The 26,837-nt window shown below is 72.6% G+C and carries 25 protein-coding genes; 16 read left to right on the top strand and 9 right to left on the bottom strand.

The genetic code is table 11. From position 1 onward, the window contains the following. The first annotated feature begins 110 nt into the window (after positions 1-110). Together FHX45_RS22195 and meaB are read left to right on the top strand one after the other, a co-directional pair. Positions 111-1,298, top strand: coding sequence for an acetyl-CoA C-acyltransferase (locus FHX45_RS22195; protein WP_167105289.1), 1,188 nt, complete (start codon positions 111-113; stop codon positions 1,296-1,298). Continuing rightward, positions 1,298-2,263, top strand: a complete 966-nt coding sequence (gene meaB, locus FHX45_RS22200) for a methylmalonyl Co-A mutase-associated GTPase MeaB (protein ID WP_167105292.1) — start codon at positions 1,298-1,300, stop codon at positions 2,261-2,263. The genes FHX45_RS22195 and meaB overlap by 1 nt, the downstream gene beginning before the upstream one ends. Here meaB and pdxR read toward each other — a convergent pair. Continuing rightward, positions 2,247-3,614, bottom strand: a complete 1,368-nt coding sequence (pdxR, locus tag FHX45_RS22205; protein ID WP_167105295.1) for a MocR-like pyridoxine biosynthesis transcription factor PdxR — start codon at positions 3,612-3,614, stop codon at positions 2,247-2,249. The genes meaB and pdxR overlap by 17 nt on opposite strands. Before the next feature lie 46 nt (positions 3,615-3,660). Here pdxR and FHX45_RS22210 point away from each other — a divergent pair, with 46 nt between their 5' ends. After that, on the top strand, positions 3,661-4,125 hold the full coding sequence (locus FHX45_RS22210; protein ID WP_167105298.1) for a carboxymuconolactone decarboxylase family protein: 465 nt from the start codon (positions 3,661-3,663) through the stop codon (positions 4,123-4,125). Beyond that, entirely contained in the window at positions 4,122-4,835 is a 714-nt protein-coding gene (locus FHX45_RS22215) for an isocitrate lyase/phosphoenolpyruvate mutase family protein (protein WP_167105301.1), read from the top strand. Before FHX45_RS22210 ends, FHX45_RS22215 begins: the two co-directional genes overlap by 4 nt. 62 nt (positions 4,836-4,897) lie before the next feature. Here the strand turns inward: FHX45_RS22215 and FHX45_RS22220 are convergent, their stop codons facing one another. Both FHX45_RS22220 and FHX45_RS22225 read right to left on the bottom strand, forming a co-directional pair. Next, a complete protein-coding gene (locus FHX45_RS22220) occupies positions 4,898-5,923 on the bottom strand; it encodes a class I mannose-6-phosphate isomerase (RefSeq protein ID WP_167105304.1) in 1,026 nt (341 codons plus the stop codon). Beyond that, complete coding sequence (locus FHX45_RS22225) at positions 5,920-6,903, bottom strand: LacI family DNA-binding transcriptional regulator (protein WP_167109322.1); 984 nt, start codon at positions 6,901-6,903, stop codon at positions 5,920-5,922. Before FHX45_RS22225 ends, FHX45_RS22220 begins: the two co-directional genes overlap by 4 nt. A gap of 257 nt (positions 6,904-7,160) precedes the next feature. Here FHX45_RS22225 and FHX45_RS22230 point away from each other — a divergent pair, with 257 nt between their 5' ends. Beyond that, positions 7,161-7,523 carry a DUF3817 domain-containing protein gene (locus FHX45_RS22230; RefSeq protein ID WP_167105307.1) on the top strand — a complete coding sequence of 121 codons (363 nt, stop codon included), beginning with the start codon at positions 7,161-7,163 and terminating at the stop codon, positions 7,521-7,523. 57 nt (positions 7,524-7,580) lie between these two features. Here FHX45_RS22230 and FHX45_RS22235 read toward each other — a convergent pair whose 3' ends face one another. Continuing rightward, on the bottom strand, positions 7,581-8,081 hold the full coding sequence (locus FHX45_RS22235; protein ID WP_167105312.1) for a MarR family winged helix-turn-helix transcriptional regulator: 501 nt from the start codon (positions 8,079-8,081) through the stop codon (positions 7,581-7,583). Between the two features lie 77 nt (positions 8,082-8,158). On the opposite strand from FHX45_RS22235, the gene FHX45_RS22240 reads away from it, so the two are divergent. Continuing rightward, a complete protein-coding gene (locus tag FHX45_RS22240) occupies positions 8,159-8,458 on the top strand; it encodes a thiamine-binding protein (protein WP_167105315.1) in 300 nt (99 codons plus the stop codon). Between the two features lie 70 nt (positions 8,459-8,528). After that, positions 8,529-9,443, top strand: coding sequence for a tetratricopeptide repeat protein (locus tag FHX45_RS22245; RefSeq protein ID WP_208406045.1), 915 nt, complete (start codon positions 8,529-8,531; stop codon positions 9,441-9,443). A gap of 41 nt (positions 9,444-9,484) precedes the next feature. Here the strand turns inward: FHX45_RS22245 and FHX45_RS22250 are convergent, their stop codons facing one another. After that, complete coding sequence (locus FHX45_RS22250; RefSeq protein WP_167105320.1) at positions 9,485-10,960, bottom strand: neutral zinc metallopeptidase; 1,476 nt, start codon at positions 10,958-10,960, stop codon at positions 9,485-9,487. Here FHX45_RS22250 and glgP point away from each other — a divergent pair. Then, entirely contained in the window at positions 10,959-13,499 is a 2,541-nt protein-coding gene (gene glgP / locus FHX45_RS22255) for an alpha-glucan family phosphorylase (protein WP_167105323.1), read from the top strand. The two genes, FHX45_RS22250 and glgP, sit on opposite strands and share 2 nt — an antisense overlap. A 77-nt stretch (positions 13,500-13,576) precedes the next feature. Here the strand turns inward: glgP and FHX45_RS22260 are convergent, their stop codons facing one another. Next, a complete protein-coding gene (locus FHX45_RS22260; RefSeq protein ID WP_167105326.1) occupies positions 13,577-13,969 on the bottom strand; it encodes a rhodanese-like domain-containing protein in 393 nt (130 codons plus the stop codon). Then, positions 13,969-14,508, bottom strand: a complete 540-nt coding sequence (locus tag FHX45_RS22265) for a cysteine dioxygenase (protein WP_167105329.1) — start codon at positions 14,506-14,508, stop codon at positions 13,969-13,971. The genes FHX45_RS22260 and FHX45_RS22265 overlap by 1 nt, the downstream gene beginning before the upstream one ends. A gap of 299 nt (positions 14,509-14,807) precedes the next feature. Here FHX45_RS22265 and FHX45_RS22270 point away from each other — a divergent pair, with 299 nt between their 5' ends. From FHX45_RS22270 to FHX45_RS22290, 5 genes are read left to right on the top strand one after another with little or no spacing between them, the layout of a single operon-like run. Continuing rightward, positions 14,808-15,572, top strand: a complete 765-nt coding sequence (locus tag FHX45_RS22270; RefSeq protein WP_208407424.1) for an ABC transporter ATP-binding protein — start codon at positions 14,808-14,810, stop codon at positions 15,570-15,572. Positions 15,573-15,623: 51 nt separating this feature from the next. Next, positions 15,624-16,403, top strand: coding sequence for an enoyl-CoA hydratase-related protein (locus FHX45_RS22275; protein ID WP_167105335.1), 780 nt, complete (start codon positions 15,624-15,626; stop codon positions 16,401-16,403). Position 16,404: 1 nt separating this feature from the next. Then, a complete protein-coding gene (locus tag FHX45_RS22280) occupies positions 16,405-17,358 on the top strand; it encodes a methyltransferase domain-containing protein (protein ID WP_167105338.1) in 954 nt (317 codons plus the stop codon). Further along, complete coding sequence (locus FHX45_RS22285; protein WP_167105341.1) at positions 17,359-18,504, top strand: THUMP-like domain-containing protein; 1,146 nt, start codon at positions 17,359-17,361, stop codon at positions 18,502-18,504. Positions 18,505-18,554: 50 nt separating this feature from the next. Then, positions 18,555-19,295, top strand: coding sequence for an HAD family acid phosphatase (locus tag FHX45_RS22290; RefSeq protein ID WP_167109324.1), 741 nt, complete (start codon positions 18,555-18,557; stop codon positions 19,293-19,295). 187 nt (positions 19,296-19,482) lie between these two features. Here the strand turns inward: FHX45_RS22290 and FHX45_RS22295 are convergent, their stop codons facing one another. Next, a complete protein-coding gene (locus FHX45_RS22295; RefSeq protein ID WP_167105344.1) occupies positions 19,483-20,886 on the bottom strand; it encodes a protein kinase domain-containing protein in 1,404 nt (467 codons plus the stop codon). 872 nt (positions 20,887-21,758) lie between these two features. On the opposite strand from FHX45_RS22295, the gene FHX45_RS28475 reads away from it, so the two are divergent. Beyond that, positions 21,759-23,435: a DivIVA domain-containing protein gene (locus tag FHX45_RS28475; RefSeq protein WP_279588889.1), complete on the top strand. Its 1,677-nt coding sequence runs from the start codon at positions 21,759-21,761 to the stop codon at positions 23,433-23,435. Positions 23,436-24,213: 778 nt separating this feature from the next. Here FHX45_RS28475 and FHX45_RS22305 read toward each other — a convergent pair. After that, positions 24,214-24,834 carry a hypothetical protein gene (locus tag FHX45_RS22305; protein WP_243869185.1) on the bottom strand — a complete coding sequence of 207 codons (621 nt, stop codon included), beginning with the start codon at positions 24,832-24,834 and terminating at the stop codon, positions 24,214-24,216. Between the two features lie 102 nt (positions 24,835-24,936). On the opposite strand from FHX45_RS22305, the gene FHX45_RS22310 reads away from it, so the two are divergent. Both FHX45_RS22310 and FHX45_RS22315 read left to right on the top strand, forming a co-directional pair. After that, the gene (locus FHX45_RS22310; RefSeq protein WP_167105353.1) at positions 24,937-25,374 is read left to right on the top strand and encodes an Hsp20/alpha crystallin family protein; all 438 of its coding nucleotides are present in this window, start codon (positions 24,937-24,939) and stop codon (positions 25,372-25,374) included. 95 nt (positions 25,375-25,469) lie between these two features. Further along, the gene (locus FHX45_RS22315) at positions 25,470-26,834 is read left to right on the top strand and encodes an FAD-linked oxidase C-terminal domain-containing protein (RefSeq protein ID WP_167105356.1); all 1,365 of its coding nucleotides are present in this window, start codon (positions 25,470-25,472) and stop codon (positions 26,832-26,834) included. The last annotated feature ends 3 nt before the right edge of the window (positions 26,835-26,837 follow it).

A 26,837-nucleotide genomic window follows, 5' to 3' on the forward strand; every position in this document is an offset into this window, starting at 1 on the left:
AGAATAGGCCGTGGGGCCGGTGACTGTTCGTGCCGCGGCTCACACCTGTACTGAACGGCCGCTCCGGGTATCGTCGGAGCGACCGCCGTTGTTCGTATTTGGAGGCTGCCGTGTCCGGTTCCGTCATCCTGGGTGCCGCTCGTACCCCGATCGGGCGTCTGCTCGGATCTCTCAAGGACTTCACCGGGGCCCAGCTCGGCGGGATCGCCATCAAGGCCGCGCTGGAGCAGGCCGGGGTGTCCCCGGACGCCGTCCAGTACACGATCATGGGCCAGGTCCTCACCGCGGGCGCGGGGCAGATCCCGGCGCGGCAGGCCGCGGTCGCCGCCGGCATCCCGATGGACGTGCCCGCGCTGACCATCAACAAGGTGTGCCTGTCCGGCCTGGACGCGATCGCGCTGGCCGACCAGCTCATCCGCGCCGGCGAGTTCGACCTGGTGGTGGCGGGCGGCCAGGAGTCGATGACCCAGGCGCCGCACCTGCTGCCCAAGTCGCGTTCCGGCTTCAAGTACGGCGACACCACGCTGCTCGACCACATGGCCTACGACGGCTTGTTCTGCGCGTTCGACCAGTGCGCGATGGGCGCGTCGACCGAGAAGTACAACTCCCGCTACGGCATCACCCGGGAAGATCAGGACGCCTTCTCGGCCCGCTCGCACGAGCGCGCCGTGGCCGCCGCCGGCGCCGGCCGGTTCAAGGCCGAGATGGCCCCGGTGACGATCCCGCAGCGCAAGGGCGACCCGGTCGTCTTCGACACCGACGAGGGCGTGCGTGCCGGCACCACGGCGGAGAGCCTGGCGAAGCTGCGCCCGGCGTTCGCCTCCGACGGCACCATCACCGCGGGCTCGGCCTCGCAGATCTCCGACGGTGCGGCCGCGGTGGTCGTCGCCAGCCGCGCCAAGGCCGAGGAGCTGGGTCTGGAGCCGCTGGCCGAGATCGGCGCGCACGGGGTGGTCGCCGGTCCGGACGCGAGCCTGCACGAGCAGCCGGCCAACGCGATCAAGGCCGCGCTCGCGAAGGCGAAGCTCGACGCGAGCGCGCTGGACCTGGTGGAGATCAACGAGGCGTTCGCCGCGGTGGGCCTGGTGTCGATCGAGAAGCTCGGCATCGACCCGGAGATCGTCAACGTCGACGGCGGTGCCATCGCCCTCGGCCACCCGATCGGCGCGTCCGGTGCCCGGCTGGCCGTGCACCTGGTGCACGAACTGCGCCGCCGCGGTGGCGGTCTCGGTGCGGCCGGCCTGTGCGGTGGCGGTGGCCAGGGTGACGCGCTGCTGATCAAGGTGCCCACCCGGTAGTGCCGCTGGACGTCGCGGACCTCGTCGACCGCGCGCGGAACGGGCAGCCGCGCGCGGTCGCCAGGCTGATCTCCCTGGTCGAGGACGCGCACCCGGCCTTGCGTGAGGTGGCCGCGGCGCTCACGCCGTACACCGGGCGTGCGTGGGTGATCGGCCTGACCGGGCCGCCCGGGGTCGGCAAGTCGACCTCGACGTCGGTGCTGGTGTCGGCGTTGCGCGCGGCGGGCAAGCGGGTGGGCGTGCTCGCGATCGACCCGTCGTCGCCGTTCTCCGGGGGTGCGCTGCTCGGCGACCGGATCCGGATGACCGAGCACGCGACCGATCCCGGGGTCTTCATCCGGTCCATGGCCACCCGCGGCCATCTCGGCGGCCTGTCCTGGGCGACGCCGCAGGCGGTGCGGGTGCTCGACGCCGCCGGGTTCGATGTCGTGCTGATCGAGACCGTCGGCGTGGGGCAGTCCGAAGTGGACGTCGTGCGGCTCGCCGACACCACGGTGGTCCTGCTGGCGCCCGGTCTCGGCGACGGTGTCCAGGCGGCGAAGGCCGGCGTGCTGGAGATCGCCGACGTGTTCGTGGTGAACAAGGCCGACCGCGAAGGTGCGGACACGGTGGTGCGCGATCTGAAGCAGCTGATCGCCTTCGCCCGCCGGGAGATCCGGGGGGAGAGCTGGCGGCAGCCGGTCGTGCGGACCGTCGCCGCCCGCGGCGAGGGTGTGTCGGAGCTGGTGAAGGCGTTGTCCGGGCACCGCGACTGGCTGGCCGCGCACGGGGAGCTGGCCCGCCGCCGGGCGGGGCGTGCCGCGAGCGAGGTGGCGGCGATCGCGTTGCGGGAACTGCGGGCCCGCATGACCGACCCGCACCGCGGCGGACATCTGCCGGCGGTCGCGAAGAAGGTGGCCGACCGGGCGCTGGACCCCTACGCCGCCGCGGACGAGCTGCTGGCCGCGCTCAGGGACGATTCGTAGCGACGGCGCGCAGCCCGTCCACCAGCGCCGCCACCGCGGGGCCGAACGCGTGCTCCGCCGGGGTCCCGTAGCCGATCACGATCCCGCCGGGGCCGCTCGTCATCCAGTGGCGGCTGAGCCGGTCCACCGCCACCGAACGCCTGCGCAGCGCCCGTGCGGCCGCTTCCTCGTCCGGCACCTTCAGCACCAGGTGCAGGCCGGCGGAAATACCTTCCGGGACGAACTCCGGCGGCAGCGCGGCGAGCAGGCGGTCCCGGCGGCGGCGGTAGGCGATCCGGCGCTGGCGGACGTGCCGGTCGTAGGCGCCCGAGGTCAGCAGGTCGGCGAGGACCAGGTGGTCCAGCACGGGCGGGCGCCAGCCCAGCTCCGCCATCCGGTCGCACACCGGGGCGACCAGCCGGCGGGGGAGGACCAGCCAGCCGATCCGCAGCGACGGCGCGAGCGTCTTGCTCACCCCGCCGGCGTAGACGATCCGTTCCGGCGCCAGCGACTGCACCGCACCGAGTGGCTGGCGGTCGAACCGGAACTCGCCGTCGTAGTCGTCCTCGATCACGAGACCGCCGGCCGCCGCCCAGCCGGCGAGCGCCGACCGGCGCTCCGGCGCGAGCGTGACGCCCAGCGGGTACTGGTGCGCGGGCGTCACCACCACGACCGGACTGTCCAGTTCGGACACCCGCAGGCCGCGCTCGTCCACCGGCACCGGCACGGTCCTCGCTCCGCCGCGCGCCGCGGCCAGGCGGAATTCGGGCAGCGAGGGATCCTCGAAGGCGATCTCGCCGTACAACTGCCCCAGGACGGCGATGGCTTGCAAGTAGCCGCCGCAAACCACGATGCGGTCCGGTTCGGCGAGGACGCCGCGGCTGCGCGCGAGGTACCGCGCCAGCGCCTCGCGGAGCGCGGCCGGCCCTGCCGGGTCGCCGTAGTCGAACGAGCCGGCCGGCATCGCGTGCAGGACGCGCCGGGTGGCCGAGGCCCACGCCGCGCGCGGGAACGACGACAGGTCGGGCCGCCCGGGGAACAGGTCCCAGCGCGCGTCGCGGCGCCACGCCGCCGTCGCCGGGCCGGGCTTCTCGCGGGCTTCGGCGGGAGCGCGGGTGTCGGCGGCGACCCGGGTGGGGGCGCCCTGGCGGCTGCGCAGGTAGCCCTCGGCGGTCAGGTCGCCGTACACACGGGTGACGGTGCCGCGGGCGACGCCGAGGTCGGCCGCGAGCACGCGGGTGGACGGCAGCGCCGTGCCGGGTGCGAGGCGGCCGTCCCGGATGGCGGAGCGTAGCGCGCCGGTCAGTCCGCGCCGGCCCGTACCCGGATCCCAGTCGAGGTGGAGATCGGAACTGGACCACGAACGTGCCATGAAACTGGACCATACTCGTAGGCCAGCGCGGGTTAGGTTGGGTGTCATGACGAAGCGAATCCAGTTGTCGGCCGCGCTGCCCGACGCCTTCCGCGCGATCCGCGACCTGCACACCGTGGTCGAGAAGGCGGCCGCGAACGCCGGTCTCGACCAGCGGCTGATCGAGCTGGTCAAGATCCGCGCGTCGATGCTCAACGGGTGTGCCTTCTGCCTCGACATGCACTCCCGGGACGCGCGCAAGCTCGGCGAGAGCGAGCGCCGGATCGTCATGGTCAGCGCGTGGCGGGAGACCGACCTCTACACCGAGCAGGAGCGGGCCGCGCTCGCGCTGACCGAGGCGATAACCCGGCTGTCGGAGCACCAGGACGTGCCCGACGATGTGTACGAGCAGGCGACGAGCGTGTTCACCGAGGAGCAGTACGTCGCGATCGCCTGGGCGGCGGCGGTGATCAACGCGTTCAACCGGGTCGGCGTGACGAGCCGCAAGGCGCTGCCGGCCGAGCCGAAGTGACGGCCGGTGCGCTGCGGGCGCTGCATGTGCCGGGCGACCCGCTGATCCTGCCGAACGCGTGGGACGCCGACAGCGCCCGGCTGGTCGCGGAGGCCGGCTTCCCCGTGGTGGCCACGTCCTCGGCCGCGGTGGCCGCGTCGCTCGGCTACCCCGACGGGGAGGCGGCGCCGGTGGAGGAGATGTTCGCCGCCGCGGCACGCATCGCGCGGGCCGTGCCGGTGCCGGTGACGGTGGACGCCGAGGGCGGGTACGGCCTGCCCGGGCACGAGTTCGCCGAACGGCTGCTGGCGACCGGGGCGGTCGGGTGCAACTACGAGGACACCGACCACGCCGGGGGTGGGCTGCGACCGGTGGGCGAGCAGGCTGCCCGCCTCGCCGCGATCCGCGAAGCCGCGGGAGCGGACCTGGTGGTGAACGCCCGCATCGACGTGTTCCTCACGGCCACCGACGCGCGCGCCGCCCTGCCCGAGGCGATCGAGCGGGCCCGCGCCTACCTCGACGCCGGCGCCGACTGCGTGTACCCGATCCTGCTGCGCGACCGCGGCGTGCTGGCCGAATTCGTGCAGGCGGTGCGCCCGGCCGCGGTGAACGCGAACGGCCCGGACTTCGCGGTGCTGGCGGAACTGGGCGTGGCGCGGATCTCGCTCGGGGCCGGCCTGTGGCGGGACACGCGCGGCTGGCTGGCCGAGCACCTGAAGTCCCTGCGCTAAGTCGCTGCGCTGAACGCCCGGGGAGGAGCGTGCCTCCCCGGGCGCCGGGCCGGGCGGAGCCGTCAGCGCGCGTGCGGGAGCGGCGGCCGGCAGCGGATGACGGTCAGGTCGCCGGCCAGTTCGAGCTGCCCGGCGGCGTGGGGCACGACGAGCGTCTCGCCCTTGGTGACGGCGAGCTCGGCGCCGCGTTCGGTGCGCAGGGTGCCCTGCCCGTCGAGCACCACCAGCACGGCGAACGACGGGTCGAGCGCGAGCGCGGGCGCGGGACGCAGCTGGTCGGCGCGGAAGAACTCCGCCGACCCGGCGGCCAGCAGGTCCACTGTGGACCCTTCGGCGGTCGCGGTGCGCTTGACGATCGACGCCAGCCGCTCGTCGTCCCACCCCGAGGTGTCCAGTGCCCGCAACGCGGTGTCGAACCCGAGCCCGAGGTGCGCCTGGTCCGGGTCGTCCAGGAAGTCCCGCCACTCGATGCTCAGCGAGAAGTCCGTCGGCTGTTGCAGCTCGACGACGAACACGCCCGCACCGATGGCGTGCGGCAGCCCGGCCGGGATGTAGACCGTGTCACCGGGCCGGACCGCGACGCTGTTGAGCGCGCCGAGCATCGTGCCGGTGTCCTGCTCACGCACCCACTCGTGCACGGTGGCGGGGCTGACCGTCTCGCGGAAACCCGGGTAGACGCGGGGGTCCTCGCCGCTGGTGCCGACCACGATCCACGCCTCGGTCTTGCCGAAGTGCGAGTCGAAGTGCTCACGTGCGAAGCCGTCGGTGGGGTGGAAGTGCACCGGCAGCCGCTGACCGGCGTCGAGCAGCTTCACCAGGAGCGCGGTGGAATCGCGGAACGCGGCGACGTGCTCGGCGCCCAGCCAGGACTCCGGGTCGGCGCGGACCGCGTCGCGCAGCCACCGGCCGTCGGGCAGCCGGGTCAGCCCGGCCTCCTCCTGGCCGAAGCGGGTGGTGGTCGAGGCGACCCAGTCCTCGGGGCCGAACGCGGAGTCCGGTCCGGACACCCCGCGCAGCGCGGCGATCGCGGCACCACCGCGGTAGAACTGGGCCGGCTGGTTGGCCGGGAGCTTGATCGGGGCGGTCACGGGGACACCTCTCCGGAGCCGCGGGGAACGAGACGCACGGGCAGCACAACCTTTCTCGGTGCGGAGGCATCACCGTTGATGCGGGCGAACAACAGCTCGGCCGCTGCCGATCCGAGACGGCTCACGTCGTGTGCGACGACGGTCACCGGCGGGTCGAGCAGATCGGCGAGTTCGAAGTCGTCGAAGCCGACGACGGCGGGGCGCGGCGTGACGTGGGCCAGCGCGCGCAGCAGGTGGACCGTGACGCGGTTGTTGCCGGCGATGATCGCGGTGGCCGGGTCCGGGTCGGCGAGCAGCCGGGCCACCGCGTCCGCGACGCCCTGCCGGGTGGGCGGGCGCATGATCACCAGGCGCTCGTCGGGGCGCAGGCCGGCGCGCGCGCACCCGTCCCGGTAGCCGCGCAGGCGCTCGGCGGCGGTGTGGATACCGGGCCGGTCGCCGAGGAAGGCGATGCGGCGGTGGCCGTGCCGGACCAGGTGGGCCACCGCCTGCACGGTGCCGCCGGCGTTGTCGACCAGGACGGTGTCGGCCGCGATGTCCCCGGGCGGGCGGTCCACGAAGACCACCGGCGTGCCGGCGCGCACCTCGGGCCGGAGGTAGCCGTGCTCGCGGCCGGCCGGAACCACCAGCAGGCCGTCCACCCGGCGCGCGCAGAACTCCAGGGCCAGCTCGCGCTCGCGGTCGGGGTCCTCCCCGGACGAACCGGACAGCACGCGCCGCCCGAACGCGGTGGCGACCTTCTCCGCCGCGCGGGTGAGCTCGGAGTAGAACGGGTTGCCCACGTCCTCCAGCACCAGGCCGATCGTGCCGGTGGTCGAACCGCGGCGCAGGTTGCGCGCGCCGAGGTTGCGCCGGAACCCGAGCTCGTCGATGGCGGCGAGGACCCGCTCGGCCGTGTCCGGGTGCACCGCGGGCTCGTCGTTGACCACACGCGACACCGTCTTGACGCTCACTCCGGCCAGACGGGCGACGTCGTTCATCGTGGCGCGCCGAGACGCCTTGCCCGCACCGGACGACAACGTTGTCATAGCGGGTGGATTCCACACCACGGGCAGCGCGGTGTCAACCGGTGGTCACCGTGCGTCGGGCCCGTCCGGCGGTGGTGAGGATGATCACGACCCCCGGAGTTCCGGTGACCACGATCACGGCCCACACTGGGTACCGGAACGTCCGACAGCGTGGTTGACGTCAACGGAGTCGGACGTTTTTCCATGTGCTTCTCACGAGGAGGAAAGCAGTGACCAGCAAGGCCGCTCTCGTGTTCCGCGTGGCCGCCGTCGCCGAGGCGCTGTCCTGGGCGGGTTTGCTGATCGGGATGTTCCTGAAGTACGTCGTGGACGCCCCGAACGACGGTGGCGTGCCGGTGCTCGGGATGGTGCACGGCGTCGTCTTCGTCGTGTACGTCGTCGTCACGCTCGCCGTGTTCAAGCCGCTGGGCTGGCGCCCGCGCGTGCTCGCCATGGCGCTGCTGGCCAGCATCCCGCCGCTGTTCACCTGGTGGTTCGAGACCTGGGCGCTGCGCACCGGCAAGCTGGACGGCCCGGAGCGCCTCACCTACGGCGGCACCGGCCTGATCGTCCGGAACACCGTCTCCGCCTGACCCCGCGGCACCGAAGCGCCGCCTCCGCACGCGCCGGGGCGGCGCTTCGCGCTGCCGTCAGCCGTTGAAGTCGCCGGTGGCCTTGCGCACCTTGGTGAGCAGCTCGGACAACTGCTCGGTCTGCTTGGCGGTGAGACCGACGAGCCCGAAATCGATCTCGGTGACCGCCTTCGTCGCCTCCGCCAGGCGCGCGTGACCGTCGTCGGTGATCTCCACCAGCGTGGTGCGCCGGTCGGTCGGGTGCGGCATCCGCTTGACCAGCCCGTCCTTCTCCAGCCGGTCCACGATGTTGGTGACGCTCGTCGGGTGCAGTTGCAGCCGTTCCCCCATCACGCGCATCGGCAGCGCGCCGCGCCGCGCGAACGACAGCAGCACCAGCGCTTCGTAGCGCGCGAAGGTCAGGTTGTGCGGTTTGAGCGCGCCGTCGACGGCCGACTGGACGATCTGCTGGACCCGCATCACGCCGGTGACCGCCGCCATCGTCGCGGACGGCCCGATCCGTTCCTCCCACAGCTGCGCGGCGCGGGCGATCGGGTCGAAAGGCAGCGGGCGGTTCATGGCAGGGAAGCTACCAGCGGGTTCTTGACCGGCGGGGCAGGGTAGTGCGCAAAGTGTCACAAGTGTGAGGAGAGCCGATGATCGTCGCGTTCAGCGTGAGCCCGTCCGGCGGTGACCCGGACGGCGGGGTCAGCGAAGCCGTCGCCCGTGCGGTGCGGGTCGTGCGCGAGTCCGGCCTGCCGAACTCCACCAACGCCATGTTCACCAACGTCGAAGGCGAGTGGGACGAGGTCATGGACGTGGTGAAGCGGGCGGTGCAGGCGGCCGGCGAGGGCGCCGCCCGGGTGTCGCTGGTGCTCAAGGCCGACATCCGGCCCGGGTTCGACAGCGGTCAGCTGGAGGCGAAAGTGGACCGGCTGGAGGAGCACCTCCGGTGAAACGGCGGACCGTACATGCCAGGATGGAAGCGTGACAAATCCACGCGCACAAGCAGCGAAGTCAGCCGCCATGTCCGCCGCGCTGTCCGGCGCGGTGGATCTGTCCGCGCTCAAGGCCCGGGCCGAGGCCCAGCGCAACGCCCCGCCGCCGTCCAGCGGTGCTCCGGCGGGGGGCGGCGGCGCCGGGGGTGCGGTCATCGACGTCACCGAGGCCACGTTCCAGGCCGAGGTCGTCGAGCGGTCGATGCGGCAGCTCGTCGTGGTGGACCTGTGGGCCGAGTGGTGCGGGCCGTGCAAGCAGCTCAGCCCGGTGCTGGAGCGGCTGGCCGAGCAGTCCGGTGGTGCCTGGGCGCTGGCGAAGGTCGACGTGGACGCCAACCCGCGCATCGCGCAGGTCTTCGGGGTCCAGTCGATCCCGATGGTCGTCGCGATCGCCGGTGGCCAGCCGGTGAACGCGTTCCAGGGCGCGCTGCCCGAGCCGGAGATCCGCCAGTGGCTGGACCAGCTGCTGGAGGCGCTGCAGGGCAAGCTGCCCGGCATCCCGCCGTCCGGCGCGGAGGACGCCGAGCAGCCCGAGGACCCGCGGTTCACCGAGGCGGAGACCGCGTTCGAGCGGGGCGACTTCGCCGCGGCCGAGGCCGCCTACCAGAGCATCCTGGACACCGAGCCGGCCAACGACCTGGCCAGGGAAGGACTGGCGCAGGTCCGGTTCGCCGCCCGCGCCGCCGAGGCCGACCCGTCGGCCGTCGCCCGGGCCGACGCGGCCCCCGACGACCTGGAGGCCCAGTTCGCGGCGGCCGACTACGAGGTGGCGACCGGCAAGGTCGAGGACGGTTTCTCCCGGCTCATCGAAGCGGTGCGGCGCACCGCGGGCCCGGACCGCAACCGCGTCCGCGAGCACCTGGTGAGCCTCTTCGAGCTCTTCGACCCGGCCGACGAGCGGGTGGCCGTGGCGCGGCGCAATCTCGCCTCGGCCCTGTTCTGACCGACCCGGCGCTTTCCCTCCCGCACCCGGTGCGGGAGGGATCAGCCGTACCGCTGCGAGCAGGGTTGCGAGCCCTGCAGGTACCCGGTCCGCATGGCCTCCACCCGGTTGAACCCGCCGGCCGCCGGCTTGCCGTGCACGTCGGCGGCCACCAGCGAATCCGGCCGCAGCAGGTCGGAGATCGCCTCGTCCAGGTCCCCGGCGGACAACCGGAGCTGCTGGCCGGGCCTCGCCGCCACCGCCGCCCACGCACCGACCAGGCAGGCCGTCCGCAATCCCGCGTTGGCGTTGTCCAGCGACGCCCCCACGCCCTTCTGGATGCCCAGCGCGTACCGGGAGGCGACCTCGGCGAACGCCGCGAAGTCGCCGTGCCCGCCGCTGCCGGAACCGGTGAACTCGCCGTTCTGGTCGACCGGGCGGCCCAGTTCGGCCAGCGCCGCGAGGTCGATGCTGACGGTGTTGCCGTCGGCGCAGTAGGACGCGGGCGGGGTGGACGCTCCACCCGGGCAGGTACCGCCGTCGTCGGCGATCCGCGGCGCCGGCACCTGGGCACCGGCGAACGCCTGGTCGAGGCTCGCCCCGAGCAGCGTGATCGCGTTCCGGTCGACCCTGAGGTCACCGTCCCGGTCGCCGGCGTCGAAGGGCCGTTCGGTCAGCCGCGGCCGGATGCTGTCCATCGTCATCGCCGCGCACTCCTTCGGGCCGCGCTCGAAGCCGATCTGGAAGGCGTAGGTGCGGTCGAACCCGGTGCCGTGCGCCGCCCGGTCCGTCGCCGCGGTGCCGGCGTCGTCGCGCACCAGGAACAGCGACGACAGCGCCGAGTTGAGCCCGTCGGAGGTGGACACGGCGAAGTACTTGCTCCGGCCTTCGGCGACCCAGCGGTAGTAGCCGCCGGCGAAGCAGTCGGCCTGCTGCTCCTTGACGATCGTCGGCGTGCTGCGGGTGATGCCGGCGCGGTCGCCGAGCCGGTACTGCACGGCGTGGCCGAACTCGTGGGCGAGCACCGTGACCACTGACAGCGGCCCGAACTTGTCCATCATCGCGGGCAGCAGGGCGCCGCGGTCCCAGGCGACCGAATCGTCGCTACTGCAGTAGAACGCGTTGGCGTTGCCCTTGGTGTCGCCGCAGCCGTTGTGCTGGTTCGCACCCGCCGAGTCGTAGGACAGCAGGGACTTCACCGGCCGGAAAGCAACGCCGAAGCCGGACGGCAGGACGTCCGACCAGTAGTCCTCGACGTCGGCGATGGTGGCGACCGCGATGCGGTCGGCCTCGTCGTCGCTGACGTTGATCACGTTCAGGTCGGGGTCGGGCGCGTCCCGTTTGAGGCCGCTGTCGAAGTGCGTGATCGGCAGGCCGGCCACGTCACCCTCGGTGGTCAGCGCGGAAGTGCCGCCACCGCACCCGGTCAGGGCCAGCGCCAGCACCCCGCTCAGCGCCACCAGCGATCGCCGCACCCGGCCCCCTCGATGTTCGTCATGCTTGTCGCAGCGCACCTTACCGATATCGTCGATCCTCATGAGAGCAATCCGCCGGTTCACCGTCCGCGCGAGCCTGCCCGAGCCGCTGGCCGGGCTGCGCGCGCTGGCCACCAACCTGCGCTGGACGTGGCACCCGCCGACCCGCGACCTGTTCGCGTCGATGGACGACGAGCTGTTCCGTCGCGTGCGGGACCCGCTGCGGATGCTCACCGCGGTGTCGCCCGCCCGCCTGGAGGAGCTCGCCGCGGACGAGGACTTCCTCACCCGCGCCCGCACCATGACCGAGGACCTGGACCGCTACCTGACCGAGCGCCGCTGGTACCAGCAGCGCCCGCAAGGGGAGCGGGCGCCGGCGGCGATCGCGTACTTCTCCATGGAGTTCGGGGTGCACGAGGCGCTGCCGAACTACTCCGGTGGTCTCGGCGTGCTCGCCGGCGACCACCTCAAGGCGGCCTCCGACCTCGGCGTGCCGCTGATCGGCGTGGGACCGCTCTACCGGTCGGGGTACTTCCGGCAGTCGCTGTCGCTGGACGGCTGGCAGGTCGAGCACTACCCGGTGATCGAGCCCAGCGCGCTGCCGCTGGAGCTGCTGACCGGCCCCGACTCCGAGCCGGTGCTGGTGCACGTCGCCATGCCCGGTGGCCGCGACCTGTACGCGCAGGTGTGGCAGGCGCAGGTCGGACGGGTGCCGTTGCTGCTGCTGGACACCGACGTCGACGCCAACGACGAGGACCTGCGCCGGGTCAGCGACCGGCTCTACGGCGGCGACGCCGACCACCGCATCCGGCAGGAGATCCTGGCCGGCATCGGCGGAATGCGCGCGGTGCGGCGGTACTGCGAGCTGACCGGCCACCCGCAGCCGGAGGTCTTCCACACCAACGAGGGCCACGCCGGGTTCCTCGGCCTGGAACGGGCGCGCGAGGTGATCGCCGAGCACGGCCTGGCCTTCGACGAGGCGCTGTCCGCGGTCCGCGCCGGCACGGTGTTCACCACGCACACGCCGGTCCCGGCCGGCATCGACCGGTTCCCGGTGGACCTGGTGCAGCACTACTTCGGGGACGGCCGCCTGCTGCCCGGCCTGGAGCTGCCGCGGATCCTCGCGCTGGGCGCGGAGGACAACCCGGGCATGTTCAACATGGCGCACATGGGGTTGCGGCTCGCGCAGCGGTCCAACGGGGTGTCCCAGCTGCACGGCCGGGTGTCGCGGCGCATGTTCGCGCGGCTGTGGCCCGGTTTCGACGACGCCGAGGTGCCGATCTCGTCGGTCACCAACGGGGTGCACGGGCCGACCTGGGTGGCGCGTGAACTGACCGCGCTCCTGGGTGGCAAGCACAAGGCGTGGGGGCACGACGGCAAGCTGCCCAGTCAAATGGGTGTGTCCGACGAGGAGTTGTGGGCGCTGCGGCGGGACCTGCGGCAGAAGCTCGTGCTCGAGGTGCGCCGCCGGGTGCGCAACGCGTGGTTGCAGCGGGGCGCGTCGGCGTTGGAGCTGGGCTGGGTGAACCAGGTGTTCGACCCGGACGTGCTGACGGTCGGGTTCGCGCGGCGGGTGCCGACCTACAAGCGGCTGACGCTGATGCTGCGCGATCCGGAGCGGCTGCGTGCGTTGCTGCTGGACGAGGAGCGGCCGCTCCAGATCGTGGTGGCCGGCAAGTCGCATCCGGCGGACGAGGGCGGCAAGGCACTGATCCAGCAGGTCGTCCGGTTCACCGACGATCCCGCGATCCGGCGGCGGATGGTGTTCCTGCCCGACTACGACATGTCGATGGCCCGCTACCTCTACCGCGGCTGCGACGTCTGGCTGAACAACCCGACCCGGCCGCTGGAGGCGTGCGGCACGTCGGGCATGAAGTCGGCCCTCAACGGCGGGCTCAACCTGTCCATCCGGGACGGCTGGTGGGAGGAGTGCTACGACGGCAGCAACGGCTGGGCCATCCCGACGGCGGACGGTGTCACCGACCCGCTGCGCCGGGACGAGCTGGAGTCCGCCGCGCTGTACGACCTGCTGGGGCAGCAGGTGGCGCCGCTGTTCTACGAGCGCGACGCCGCGGGCGTGCCGCGCGGGTGGATGTCGATGGTGTGGCACACGCTCGACGTGCTGGGGCCGCGGGTGCAGGCGTCGCGGATGGTGCGGGAGTACGTGGAGACCGCGTACCACCCGGCGGCGGTGACGAGCGCGGCGGCGGCCGCGGACGGCTACGCCGGGGCGCGGTCGCTGGCGGCGTACCGGCGCCGGATCGACACCGTGTGGCGGCAGGTGCGGGTGCTGGACACCGAGCTGACGGTGGAGGCGCAGGAGCGCCTGGTGGTCGGCGACGAGGTCCGGGTGCGGGCGAAGGTCGACCTGGCGGGCCTGGCGCCGTCCGAAGTGGAGGTTCAGACGGTGGTGGGCCGCGTCGGTGACACGGACGAGCTCGCCGAGCCGGTGACGGTGCCGATGGTGGCCGCCCAGGAGGGCGAGTACGTGGCGACCGTGCGGCTGCCGCGGGCGGGCTCGCTCGGGTACACCGTGCGGATCCTGCCGCGGCACGACCTCCTCGCGACCCCGGCGGAGCTGGGCAAGGTGGTGCTCGCCTGACCCCGGGTCCCCGCGGTCGCCCGCACCGTCGACTTCGGACGGTGCAGGCGGCGCCACCGGCCGGCGGCCGGTGGCGCCTAGGGAACCGCCGGGGTGCCACCCGGCCGCACGGGCAGCCCGGCCGCCCGCCAGGCCCGGAACCCGCCCACCAGGTCGGTGGCCCGGGACAACCCGAGCCGCCGGAGGTCGGCGGCGGCCAGGCTCGACGCGTACCCCTCGTTGCAGACGACGATCACGGGCAGGTCCGCGTGCACCCCGGGCAGCCGGTGCTCGCTCGCCGGGTCGAGGCGCCACTCCAGGTGGATCCGCTCGACCGGCACCGCGCCGGGAATCTCACCCTCGGCCACGCGGTAGGCGATCGGCCGGATGTCCACGATCAGCGCGCCCTCGGCCTGCAAGCGCCACGCGTCGGCGGGCTCCGCCCGGTCCAGCGCGGACCGGGCGGCCGCCAGCATCTCGTCGACGGTCATCAGCGCAGCACGCCGGGCAGCGGCGGGATCTCTGCGGGCACGTCGTCCAGGCTCGCGTACTCCCGGGTGGGCACCAGCGGCGGCGAGTAGGCGTGGATGCTCACCGAACCGCCGGCAGCGGCGCCGGTCACCCGGTGCGCCCGCCCGGCACCGAATCCGATTCCGTCGCCGGCCACGTGCACCCGCTGCCGGACCGGGCCGCCCGGGTAGCGGTACTCCTCGGCCAGCTCGCCCCGCAGGACGGCGAACGAGCCGGCCGCGCCGCCGTGGTCGTGCGGCTTGGTGCCCTGCCCGGGCAGCCAGGTCAGCACCCACAGCTCGAGCCCCTCGGTGAGCGCGAGCCGTGCCCACCACCGCCGGTCCTCGTCGAAGTGCAGGAACCCGGCGATCCGCTCGCCGAGATCCAGCGTCACGGTGCGGGTGAGGCCCGCGAGCTGGGTGGGCGTCCAGATCAGTCGTTCGGGGTGCAGCAGTTCGTCGAGCGCGGTCCCGGCCAGGCGGGGGTGGATCTCGGACGGGCGCAGGACGGACTGGGTCATGACGGTCTCCCGGATTGGTCGCGTGAACAACGGCGGGGCGAGACGCGGCAGGTCAGCGACCCTGCCGCGTCGGGCTACACCCGCACGACGCGACCAGCACCAGATCCACGGCACGGTTGCGCCAGAAGCGGCGCCGACGGAACCGGGAGGTGCTCACGAAGCGCATACTGCCACGGCGCCGGGGTCACCGGTTGTGACGTCCCACCAAGTGGTACGGGGGCGGCGGGACCGCGGCCACGCCCGGCCGCCACAATGGGCTCGTGAGCGAGCCGAACGACCTTGACGATCTCGTGGTGCGCATGGCCGGGGTGGGGGTCCGCCGCGGGCGCACCGACCTCCTGGCCGGCCTCGACTGGTCCGTGGAACTGGACGAGCGCTGGGTGGTGCTGGGTCCCAACGGCGCGGGCAAGACCACTCTGCTCCGGCTCGCGGCCGCCGAGCTGCACCCCACCACCGGGACGGTGCACCTGCTGGGCGAGCAGATCGGCCGCACCAACATCTTCGACCTGCGCCCGCGCATCGGCTTCAGCTCGGCCGCGATCGCCGCGCGCGTGCCCGGGGACGAGAAGGTCAGCGACGTCGTGGTGAGCGCCGGGTACGCGGTGATCGGCCGGTGGCGCGAACAGTACGACCAGCTCGACACCGGCCGCGCCGCGGAACTGCTGGCCGCGATGGGCATCCGGCACCTGGCCGAGCGCGACTACGGCACCCTGTCCGAGGGCGAACGCAAGCGCACCCTCATCGCCCGCGCCCTGATGACCGATCCCGAGCTGCTGCTGCTCGACGAGCCGGCCGCGGGCCTGGACCTGGGCGGTCGCGAGGACCTGGTGGCGCGGCTGTCCGAGCTGGCCCTCGACCCGGACGCGCCGGCCATGGTCCTCGTCACACACCACGTCGAGGAGATCCCGCCCGGCTTCACCCACGCGCTGCTGCTGCGTGACGGTCAGGCCGTGGTCGCGGGCCTGGTCGAGGACGTCCTCACGGCCGAGAACCTGTCCAAGACGTTCGACCAGGATCTGGTGCTCGAGCGTTCGGGTGACCGCTTCTTCGCGCGTCGCCGGTAAGGTCAATCCCTACCAGCCGGTAGGCACCGCACGATCAAGGAGGATGCCAGCGTGGGCGAGTTCGTTCGGCTCGAGGTGGACGGCGGGATCGGCACGATCCGGCTGGAGCGGCCCCCGGTCAACGCGATCAACGGGCAGGTCACGGCGGAGCTCGCGGTGGCCGCGCAGGAGGCCACCGAACGGGCCGACGTCCGCGCGGTGATCCTCTACGGCGGCGAGAAGACGTTCTGCGGTGGCGCCGACGTCAAGGAGATGGTCACCCGCTCCTACGTCGAGATGCGGTCGTTCGGCGCCAAGCTGCAGAACACCGTGGCAGCGGTCGCCGCGATCCCGAAACCGGTGGTCGCCGCGATCACCGGCTACGCCCTGGGCGGCGGGCTCGAGCTGGCGCTGGGCGCGGACTACCGGATCGCCGGTGACAACGTGAAGGTCGGCCAGCCGGAGATCCTGCTCGGCATCATCCCCGGCGCGGGCGGCACGCAGCGGCTGTCCCGGCTGATCGGCCCCAGCAAGGCCAAGGACCTGGTGTTCACCGGCCGCTTCGCCAAGGCCGAGGAAGCCCTCTCGCTGGGCATCGTGGACCAGCTGGTCGCGGCCGACGACGTCTACTCGGCGGCGCAGAAGTGGGCGGGCCAGTTCGTGAACGGCCCGGCGGTCGCGCTCGCGCAGGCCAAGGCCGCCATCGACGGTGGCCTCGACATGGACCTGGCCGGCGCCCTGAAGCTGGAGACGCAGCTGTTCACCGCGCTGTGGGCCACCGAGGACCAGACCACGGGCATGACCTCGTTCGTGGAGAACGGTCCCGGTAAGGCCACCTTCGAGGGGAAGTGACGTGACCGCCGATCCCGCGCCGAACCCGCACGCCACCGAGGAAGAGGTCCAGGCGGCGTACTCGGATCCCAAGCTGGCCAACATCCTCTACCACGACTGGGAGGCCGGCACCTACGACGAGAAGTGGTCGATCTCCTACGACGAGCGCTGCATCTCCTACGCGACCGACGTGTTCACCGCGGTCGCCGGCGAGGCGGGCCGGCCCTACCCGACCGCGATGGAGCTGGGCAGCGGCACCGGCTTCTTCCTGCTCAACCTGATGCAGGGCGGCGTGATCAAGAAGGGGTTCGTCACCGACCTCTCGCCGGGCATGGTGCAGGTCGCCTTGCGCAACGCGCGGAACCTGGGCCTGGACGTGGACGGCCGGGTCGCCGACGCCGAGCGCATCCCGTACCCGGACGACAGCTTCGACCTGGTGGTCGGGCACGCGGTGCTGCACCACATCCCGGACGTGCCGGGCGCGCTGCGCGAGGTGCTGCGGGTGCTCAAGCCGGGCGGCCGGTTCGTGTTCGCCGGTGAGCCGACCAAGATCGGCAACTTCTACGCGCGCAAGCTGGGCCAGCTGACCTGGTGGCTGACCACGAACATCACCAAGGCCCCGGCGCTGAGCGGCTGGCGCCGCCCGCAGGAGGAGCTGGACGAGTCGTCCCGGGCCGCGGCCCTGGAGGCGGTGGTCGACCTGCACACGTTCGACCCGTCGGAGCTGGAGCGGATGGCGCTCGGCGCCGGTGCGGTGGACGTCCGGGCGGTCACCGAGGAGTTCAGCGCCGCTCTGGCCGGCTGGCCGATCCGGACGTTCGAGGCCGCGGTGCCGGCGGAGAAGCTGACGGTGCGGTGGCGGATGTTCGCCTACCACCTGTGGCTGCGGTTGTCCGCACTGGACCGGAAGGTGCTGGCCAAGGTCCTGCCGCGGCAGCTGTTCTACAACGTGATGATCACCGGCACCAAGCCGTAAGTGCCCTACGCGTTCACCCTCGACGACGTCGCCTTCCTCCGCTCGGCGGACGGCGCGCGTGCGCTGGCCGCGGTCGCCGCGCTGCCGTTGACCGGCCGGGTCGCGGACGTGGCGGCCGTGCGCAAGCTCGTGGGCGAGCGGTTCGCGCCGGTGCTGGAGACCGTGCTGCTGCGCCGCAAGGGCAAGCTCGACCCGAACTGGCTCTACACCTCCGACGCGCTCCAGCAGGCCAGCGTGCCGCCGGTCGCGCGGCACCGGGCCGCCCGGCTGGCCGGCCGGGACGTGCACGACGTGACCTGTTCGATCGGCGCCGACCTGGCGGAACTGGGCCGGATCGCGCGGCGCTGCGTCGGTTCCGACCTGGACCCGGTGCGGCTGGCGATGGCCCGGCACAACTGCCCGGACGTGCCGGTGGTCCGGGCCGACGCGCTGAAACCGGTGACCCGGAACGCGGTGATCGTCGCCGACCCGGCCCGCCGCGACTCCGCGGGCCGGCGCACCTGGCGACCGGCGGACTTCGCCCCGCCCCTGGACGCGCTCGCGGAGGTGTACGCGGGCCGCGACCTGGCCGTGAAGTGCGCACCCGGCCTCGATCCGGCCGCGGTGCCGTGGGCGGCGGAGATCGAGCTGGTCTCCCTCGACGGGCAGGTTCGCGAGGCGTGCGTGTGGAGTGCCGGGCTGGCCACCGCGCGCCGCCGCGCCACGGTGCTGCGCTCGGACGGGTCGCGGTGGACGGTGACCGACCGGGACCCGGACGACGTCGGCGCGGCCGCACCCGGGGAGTGGATCGTCGATCCGGACGGCGCCGTCGTGCGGGCCGGCCTGGTCAAGCACTACGCCGCCCGGCACGGGCTGTGGCAGCTCGACGAGCGCATCGCCTACCTCACCGGGCACACACCACCGCCCGGTGTGCGCGCGTTCCGGGTCGCCGAGCACGGGCACTACCAGGAGAAGTCCCTGCGCACGCTGCTGCGCGCCCGCGGCGTGGGGCGGCTGGAGATCCTGGTCCGTGGTCTGGACGTCGACCCCGACGCCCTGCGCAAGCGGCTCAAGCTCACCGGCGCCGAGGAGGCCACGGTGGTGCTCACCCGCATCGGCCGGACTCCGCACTTCTTCCTCTGTCGCGCGGAACGGGTTCCCCGGTAGGTTCTCGCCTCGTGCACAGTCCACGGGGAGGAAGCATGTTCCGCAAGAAGATGACCGGATTGGTGAAGCTGGCCGCGGCGGCCGTGGTCGGCGCGGCCATCGCCGGAGGCACCACCGCGCTGGCGACCTCCGGCGGCGGCCACGAACCGGTCAACCTCGGCCAGGTCAAGCTGGACGTCAAGGCCTACTACGGCGACCGGATCGACGCCGAGGGCAAGCACCACGAGTCCGGCGACAGCCGGTGGGCCACCGACCTGCGGCGGCAGGTCGACGGCGCCCGGCGCTACCTCGCGGTCCGCCTCCAGCAGGGCGTGCGCAACCCGGCGATCGTGCTCGACATCGACGACACCTCCGAGGTCACCTACGGCTGGGAGGCGGACAACGACTTCGGCTTCGACCCGGTCAAGCAGGAGAAGGCCATCGCGGACGGGGCGTTCCCGGCGATCCAGCCGACCCTCGAGCTGGCCAACTGGGCCGCGCAGCGCGGGGTCAAGGTCTACTTCCTGACCGGCCGCAAGGAACACCAGGGCCCGGCCTCGCTGAAGAACCTGGCCAACGAGGGTTATCCGGCGCCGGCCGCCGCGTTCTTCAAACCGGAGACCGCCGCGCCGGACTACCTGTCGTGCGGCCTGACCTGCACCACGGTGCAGTACAAGTCCGGGACGCGGGCACACATCGAGTCGCTGGGGTCGACGATCGTGCTCAACCTCGGCGACCAGTACAGCGACCTCGAAGGCGGTCACGCCGAGCGGCCGGTGAAGCTGCCGAACCCGATGTACTACCTGCCCTGAGGCGGAATCGGGCCGGCGTCGCTGACGGCGACCACGGTGCCCCGGTGGCGCGGGCGGCTTTCCGGTACGGGGAGCCGTCCAGCGCCCCGGTGCCGGCTGGCCGCTGCCGGGCTGCCGCAGCGGCATCATGCCCGCGCCGCGGGTGCGGCGGGTGCCATGGGGCCGTGCTCCCGGGTGCCGCCACCGGCTACCTGCCCGCCAGCGTGTCGGTGTTGATCAGCCATTTCCCGTCGCGCTGGATCATGCCGAGGTGGTGCCGTTCCCGCGAGTGCGAGCTGCCCTTCACGAAGTCGAGCGTGACCTCGACGGTGCCGTCGTCGATCTGCCGGGGGCCACCGACGATCGTGACCGCGGTGATCGTGGACCAGAAGTTCACGTAGCTCGCCTTGCCCTGCGCCTGCAAGGCAGGGCCGAGGCGCGCCCAGCCGGCGTCGGTGCCGCCCGGCATCAGGGCGTAGTAGTCGCTGACGGCCTGGGCCGCGGAGGCGGTGGCCGGGCTGGGACGGACGCTCACGGTCTCGGTCACCGTGGTGACGCGGTGGGAGGGCGGGGCGCTGCTGCCAGTCGGGAGGGTGCTGGTGGACGGCAGGGTGCCGGCGGTGTCGGCGGGGGCCTGGGTGTCGCCGCGGAACGAGGGCAGCAGGACCACCAGCGCCACCACGAGAGCGGTGACCACGGCGAGCCCGGCACCGACGTAGGTGGATCTCCGTCTGGACGGTCTCGGCGGCGGGACCGGCTCAACCTCGGTACCGGCGGTCATCAGGGCGAGTTTGCCCAGCTCCGCCGCCAATTCGGGCATCGTCGGGCGGTCCTTCGGGTCCACCTGGAGCATCCGGGTGAGCACGCCGGTGAGCGGCCCGGCCTGCTCCGGCGGGGCGACCCGGCCGGCGGCGGCCGCGTAGAGGAGCGCCATCTGGTTGTCGAGGTCGCCGTAGGGCATGCGGCCCTCGACGGCGGTGTAGAGGGTGGCGCCGAGGGAATAGACGTCGGACTCCGGGCCGGGCTGCTCGCCGCGGGCGGCTTCCGGGGAGAGGAAGGCGGGGGTGCCGGCGAAGCGTCCGCTGCCGGTGAGGGTGCCGTCGTCGGCGGCCTTCGAGATGCCGAAGTCGGTGATCTTGGCCGTGCCGTCCGCACCGAGCAGGATGTTGCCCGGCTTCACGTCGCGATGCACGATCCCGGCGGCGTGCGCCGCCGCCAGGGCGGAAGCCGCGTGGGCGCCGATGCGCGCGACCTCGCCGGGCGGGAGGCTGCCCCGCTCGGCGAGGACCTCGGCCAGGCTGTGGGAGGGCAGGTACTCCATCACCAGCACGGGCCGGCCGTCGTCATCGGCCACGTCGAAGATGGTGATGGCGTGCGGGTGCTGCAACCGCGCGGCCAGGCGGGCCTCGCGGAACGACCGCTTGCGGGCCTGCTCGGCCTCGTCGGCGGTGAGCCGTGGCGGGAGCAGGAGTTGTTTCACCGCAACGGTCCGGTCGAGCAGCTGATCGCTCGCCTCCCAGACGACGCCCATCGCGCCCCCGCCGATGTGCCGCCGCAGCCGATACCGCCCCGCGATGACGCGCTCGTGGTCCTGCCCCTCGGTCTCCGTCACCGGGCAAGGCTACGGTGTGGCCCCAACCCCGCGCGCGGCAAGCACCGGGTGCCCGGCCCGGATACCGGTCGCCCGGTCACGGAGCCTCCCACCGAGCGATTTCCGCTGGCCACCGCACCACGCGGCGGTCGTCGGCGGGTTGGCGACCTCAACACCTACTTGACCCTTTTCGCGGCACCGTCGGCCGGGAGCATGGGAACCGAGGGTGCCCGGCCGGCGCGAGATGCGGGGATGGCGGAGGGCAACCGCATGGCAGCGCGCCAACGACGCCGCCACACCCGCAACGAGAAACGGCGCGGCACAAGCCGCCGGTACCACGCGGGCCCGGTGCGGCCGCGCTGCCCGAACCGCGCCGCGACCGGCCCGCCCCGCCCCGGCCGGCGGGCGTCTTCCTCGTGGTGCCGCTTCGGTCGGCAGCACCGGCTTTTGCCAGTTCATCGCGCTCGGCTAGGGTTTCGCCGCACCGTCCCGGCAGCCGGTGTCCTTCCCCATCCGCGCCGGCGCACCGCACCCATGCCTGCGAGGAACCGATTCATGGCGACGCAGTGCCGACGGTGCGCGTCGGTTTTGCCGGAAGGGTGCGGCCGCCATTGCGCGGGCGGCTCGCCGCATCGGGGCGCCCAGGGCCGGCTGTGGTGCGGCGTGCTGTGAACCCGCGAACCGATTCGCGGTGGCACAGCGGCGTTCTCGCCGCCCGGAGGTGGCGCCGGAGCGCGCCGTCGGGTGAAGCCGGACGCGGTTCCACGAGCGTCACACGGAAAAATTGCATTCGCCCGCCCCAGCGAGTGGACGGCGGGCACGGATGAGAGGATGCTGGTTGGTGGCAGGCTTTCAGCTTTGTCCATTGAGGACAGTCTCTTCGGGAGGTGCGGATGACGGCCGTGGACGCTCGCGAGGATCTGGTGCCACTGCGGACGGATTTCGACCGCTCGTGGCGAGGCTACGATGCTCGGCAGGTGCAGGCGTACGTCCACGCCGTGGAGGCCGACCTGCGGATGGTGATAGCTGATCGCGACGCGGCGGCCGCCGCCGTGGAGCGTCTTGCCGCTCGACTCGAGGATCTGCGCTCCGAAAACGACGGCCTGCGGGAGAAGATCGACCGGATCAGCCGGAGCCCGATCGACGCGGAGGGGCTGACCGAGCGGCTGCTGCGGATGGTGGAGCTGGCTGAGGACGAGGCCGCCGAGGTCACCGAGCGGGCTCGGCTGGCGGCCGAACGGAGCTGGGCCGCGGCCGAGCAGGCGGCCGGGCGGCTGCGGGAGCGGCACGAGCGTCTGGTAACCGAACTGGACGCCCGCCGCCGGCAGATGGCCGAGGAGCAGGCCGAGCTGATGCGCCGTACCCAGGCCGAGGTGGATCTGATGACCCGGCAGGCCACGGAGAGCAGGCACAAGCTGGACGAGCAGGCCGCCCGCCGCCGTGCCGCGGTGGAAAAGGACTTCGAAGAGGCGATGGCGGTGCGCCGCGCCACGTCGCTCCGCGCCATCGCCGAACGTGAAGCCGAAGCGCGTGCCAAGGCCGACGAGCTGGTCACCACCGCCCAGACCCGCGCCGACAAGCTCCTCACGACCGCCCGCGCGGACGCCGAAGAGGCCGTGACCTCGGCCCGCGCCGAGGCGGAGGAGACCCTGACCTCGGCCCGCGCCGAAGCCGACCGGCTGGTCGCGTCCGCCCGGACCCGGTCCGACGACCTGCTTGCCTCCGCCCGTGCTGAAGCCGAAGCCACGGTCGCTTCGGCTCGCGCGAAGGCGGACGACCTGGTCAGCTCCGCGCGCAAGGAGGCCGACAAGCTGCTGACCTCCGCCCGCGCCGAAGCGGAGGAGACGCTGACGTCGGCGCGGCGTGAAGCCGAACAGACGCTGAGCGCGGCCCGCGAGGAGGCCGGCACACTGCGGGCCGAGGCCACGAAGCAGGAGGCCGACGCCCGCGCCAGGGCCGAGGACCTGGTCGCCCGGGCCACCGCCGAGGCCGACGAGTTGGCCGCCGACGCCCGGTCCCGGGCCGATGAGCTCCTCGCCGAGGCCACCGCGCGTGCCGACGCCAAGCTCGCCGATGCCGATTCCCGGCTGTCCGACGCGACTCGGCGTGCCGATGCGATGGTCGCCGAAGCCACCGACCGGGCGAGCTCGCTGGTCGCGTCGGCGACCGCTCGTGCCGAGGACAAGGTCACCAGGGCGAGCGCCCAGGCCGAGCGGCTGCTGGCCGAAGCCACCGCCGAGGCACGCCGCCGCACCGAGGAAGCTGCTGCCAAGGTCGCCGAGCTGACCCAGATCCGCGAGGACACAGCCACCAGGCTCCGTGCGGTCAACGCCCTCCTGGCCGAGGCGACTCCGCTCTGGGCGGAAACCGCACCAGGTGCGCCGGACTCGCAAGAAGCCTCGCAGGACAGCGTCTCCGCTCACGAAGAAGGCCAGGAACCACGGCCTGAGACGGCGGTGCCCGGTGAGTCCGGAGCCGAAGGCCAGCCACCCGCGGTCCCGCGCCTCGACATCTCCGTCCCGGTGCAACCTGCGCCCGCAGACAAGTCGCCGGTGGAAGCGGCTCCCTGACGGCCGGTGTCACCCGCCGATCCAGCTGGGTCGGTGGCGGAAGCATGATCACCTCCGTCCTGCTGGGCTCATCCCGGTCGGAGGGGCTCGACGTCTGGCGGCCGCACCGTCCCGCCCAGCAGCACCCCCACCCCTTGTCCTGCCCAGGAGCGCCCTACCCCTCGCCGGGCACGCTGCCCAGGAGCGCCTCACCCTCGCCGGGCACCTGTCCAGGTGTATTGATCGCCCAGGTGTACGCACTGCTCAGGTGCACGCACCGCGTTGCGGATGTGCCGCACCCGCGCCGGTCCGCCCTCGTCCGGCCCGGTGAGTGACGAGGCCTGGATCGCCCGAGCCGCGCTCGTCAAAGCTCCCCATGGCGGGCCCCTCCCGCGTCCGGGAGTTGCTTCCCGGGCTCAGGCGCTGATTCCCGCAGTTCGGTGACGTCTAGGGCTGTCAGAAAGTCGCGTCGATGCCTCCTTGCTGTGGTCGGAGCTGTGTACCTGCCTTCGAGCATGCGCTGCCGGATGGTCGGCCGCTGTCACGGCTCACACGGGAGGGTGCGAGCCGACGCTGGTGCGCGGATTCTTGCCGGGCCGCTACCCCGCACCGGAGCTCGTCGCCGAGGGGCCTGGCGTTCATCCGCCCGCAGTTCTTGAGGGCTGCCGCTGCCGCTCGTCGTCCCGCTGTCGCTCGACTCGCCGTGGCACTTGGCCTGCCGCTGTCGCTCGACCTGCCGTGGCACTTGGTGTGCCGCTATTACCCGGCCTGTCCCGTCACGGGCGGCATGGGCGACCGGTCAGGAACTGCTGGTCGTGCGCGACGACTGTCTCCTTTCCTGGGTCTCCCGGCGGACCCGGTCCATGTGTTCGTGCAAGGCCGTCACCTCCACGGCCAGTTCGGGGTACACCTGGTCGAGGTGCCGGCTGACCCCGGCCAGCGGCGACAACAGTGCCGAGGCGTCGTCCTCGGCCAGTGCCCGCCGGACCCGTCCGACTCCCGGCACTCCCTCCAATGCGCTGATCTGCCCCGCCAGCCGGCGCAGCGAAGCCGAGTTCTCGCGCGCCCATCGGGTGACTGCCTTCTCCTCCGCGCGGCGGTCACGTGTCTCCTGTACTCGTTGATCGGCCGTGTTGCCGCTGCCCGTGGCATCCCGGAGCCGCAGGTAACGACGCTCGGCCGCCTGTCTGCTGGCCACGCCGAGCGCCGGCGCCAGCTCCGCCCAGCTGACTCCCGCGTCGCGCGCGGCCTTGATGAGTTGCGGCTCCCAGGCCGTCAACTCGTCGCGCAGTGCTCGCAGTACGCGGAGCGCCGCGAGCACCTCCGCCGGGTCGTACTCGCCGGCGTCCTCGCCGAGCACGTCCTCCAGCAGTTTCACTGCGTCCTGCATGTTTTCGTAGGGCGGCACGAATGTCATCATCCCGATGACGGATGGTATTGTCAACCGGAGGACGACGCGCTATAACTGTGGTGTGCGACGTCAACGCCAAGGAGATACCGGACCCGAGGAGGTGTGACCCAGATGTTGATGCGCACTGATCCCTTCCGCGAACTGGACCGCCTGACCCAGCAGGTGTTCGGCCAGGGGCCTGGAACGTGGTCACGCCCGGCGATGATGCCGATGGACGCCTACCGCGCGGGGGACGAGTTCGTCGTGGTGTTCGACCTGCCCGGTGTGGACCCGGACGCGATCGAGCTGGACGTCGAACGCAACGTGCTGACCGTCAAGGCGGAGCGGCGTCCCGCTGGTGCTGGAGACAACGTCGAGATGCAGGTGGCCGAGCGGCCGCTCGGGGTGTTCTCCCGGCAGCTCTTCCTGGGCGACACGCTGGACACCGAGAACATCAAGGCGAACTACGAGGCGGGTGTGCTGACGCTGAGGATCCCGGTCGCCGAGGCCGCCAAGCCGCGCAAGATCGCAGTCGAGAGCGGGGAGAGCCGCAAGGAGATCACCGCCTGAGATTGCTCCGGGAGGGGTGATGCCCGGATGGCCGTGGGTGAGTGCCCGGGCATCACCCGGTTCTCCCACTGCTCGTCGCTCGATACGGTGAGTTGGTGGGACTCATCGCCGAGCTCGAAGCCGATTTCGTGACGACCGACCGGGATGTGCTGGCCGGTTACCGCTTCGACCAGGCCGGTTTCGGCACCGCGGGTGTGCCGATCGCCCTGGCCCGGCCGTCCAGGACCGAGGACGTCGTAAGAATCCTGCGTATCGCTTCCCGGTACCGGACCCCTGTCGTCCCGCAGGGTGCCCGGACGGGACTGTCCGGAGGGGCGAACGCGGTGGATGGGGCGATCCTGCTCTCGATGGAGCGGATGACCCGCATCCTGGACATCGACGAGATCAACCACACGGCGACAGTGCAGCCGGGAGTCGTGAACGCCGTCCTGTCCCGCGCGGTCGGGGACAAGGGCTTGTTCTACCCGCCCGACCCCGGCTCGTGGGAGTCGTCGACGATCGGTGGCAACGTCGCCACCAACGCCGGCGGGCTCTGCTGCGTGAAGTACGGCGTCACTGGTGATTTCGTTCGGGAGCTGGAGGTGGTGCTGGCCGACGGGCGGGTGCTGCGGACCGGGCGCCGTACGGCCAAGGGGGTTGCCGGGTACGACCTCGTCCGGTTGTTCACGGGCTCGGAGGGAACGCTCGCGGTGATCACCGAGATCACCGTGGCGCTGAGGCCCGTGGCGGAGTCGCCGTTGACGGCGGTCGCGTTCTTCGCGAACCCGCCGGCGGCGTGCCGGGCGGTCACGGAGTACCTCGGCACGGGCCAACGTCCGTCGGTACTGGAGCTGATGGACAAGCCGACGATCGACGCGGTCGCGGCGTACCGGGACCTGGGTTTCCCGGACGACGTCGAGGCCGTGCTGATCGCCCAGTCGGACCGTGGTCCGGCGGCGCCGCAGGATCTCGAGGTCTTCGCGAAGGCCGCGCGAAGCTGCGGCGCGACCGACGTGCTGGTGGCGAGCAACCGTGCCGAGGCGGACATGCTCATCGCGGCACGTCGGCTCGCCGGGGTGGCGATGGAACGGCTGGGTGACCGGCTCGTCGACGACGTGTGCGTGCCGCGGTCGCGGTTGGCGGAGTTCTTCGAGGGTGTCACCGCGATCTCCCGCGAGCACGACGTGCTCATCCCGACATGCGGGCACGCGGGGGACGGCAACATGCACCCGAACGTGGTCTTCGACGGCGCGGACCCGGACTCGGTGCGGCGTGGACGGGCCGCGTTCGACGCGATCATGGCGCTCGGTCTCCGGCTGGGCGGCACGATCACCGGTGAGCACGGCGTAGGCATGTTGAAGCGGGACTGGCTGGAGACGGAGCTGGGCGAGGTGGGTGTCTCGGTCCACCAGGCGGTCAAACAGGTGTTCGACCCGCTCGGAATTCTCAACCCCGGCAAGGTCGTTCGCCCGCTACCGTGAGGG

The organism is Amycolatopsis granulosa (assembly GCF_011758745.1).
Classification (GTDB): Bacteria; Actinomycetota; Actinomycetes; order Mycobacteriales; family Pseudonocardiaceae; genus Amycolatopsis_E; species Amycolatopsis_E granulosa.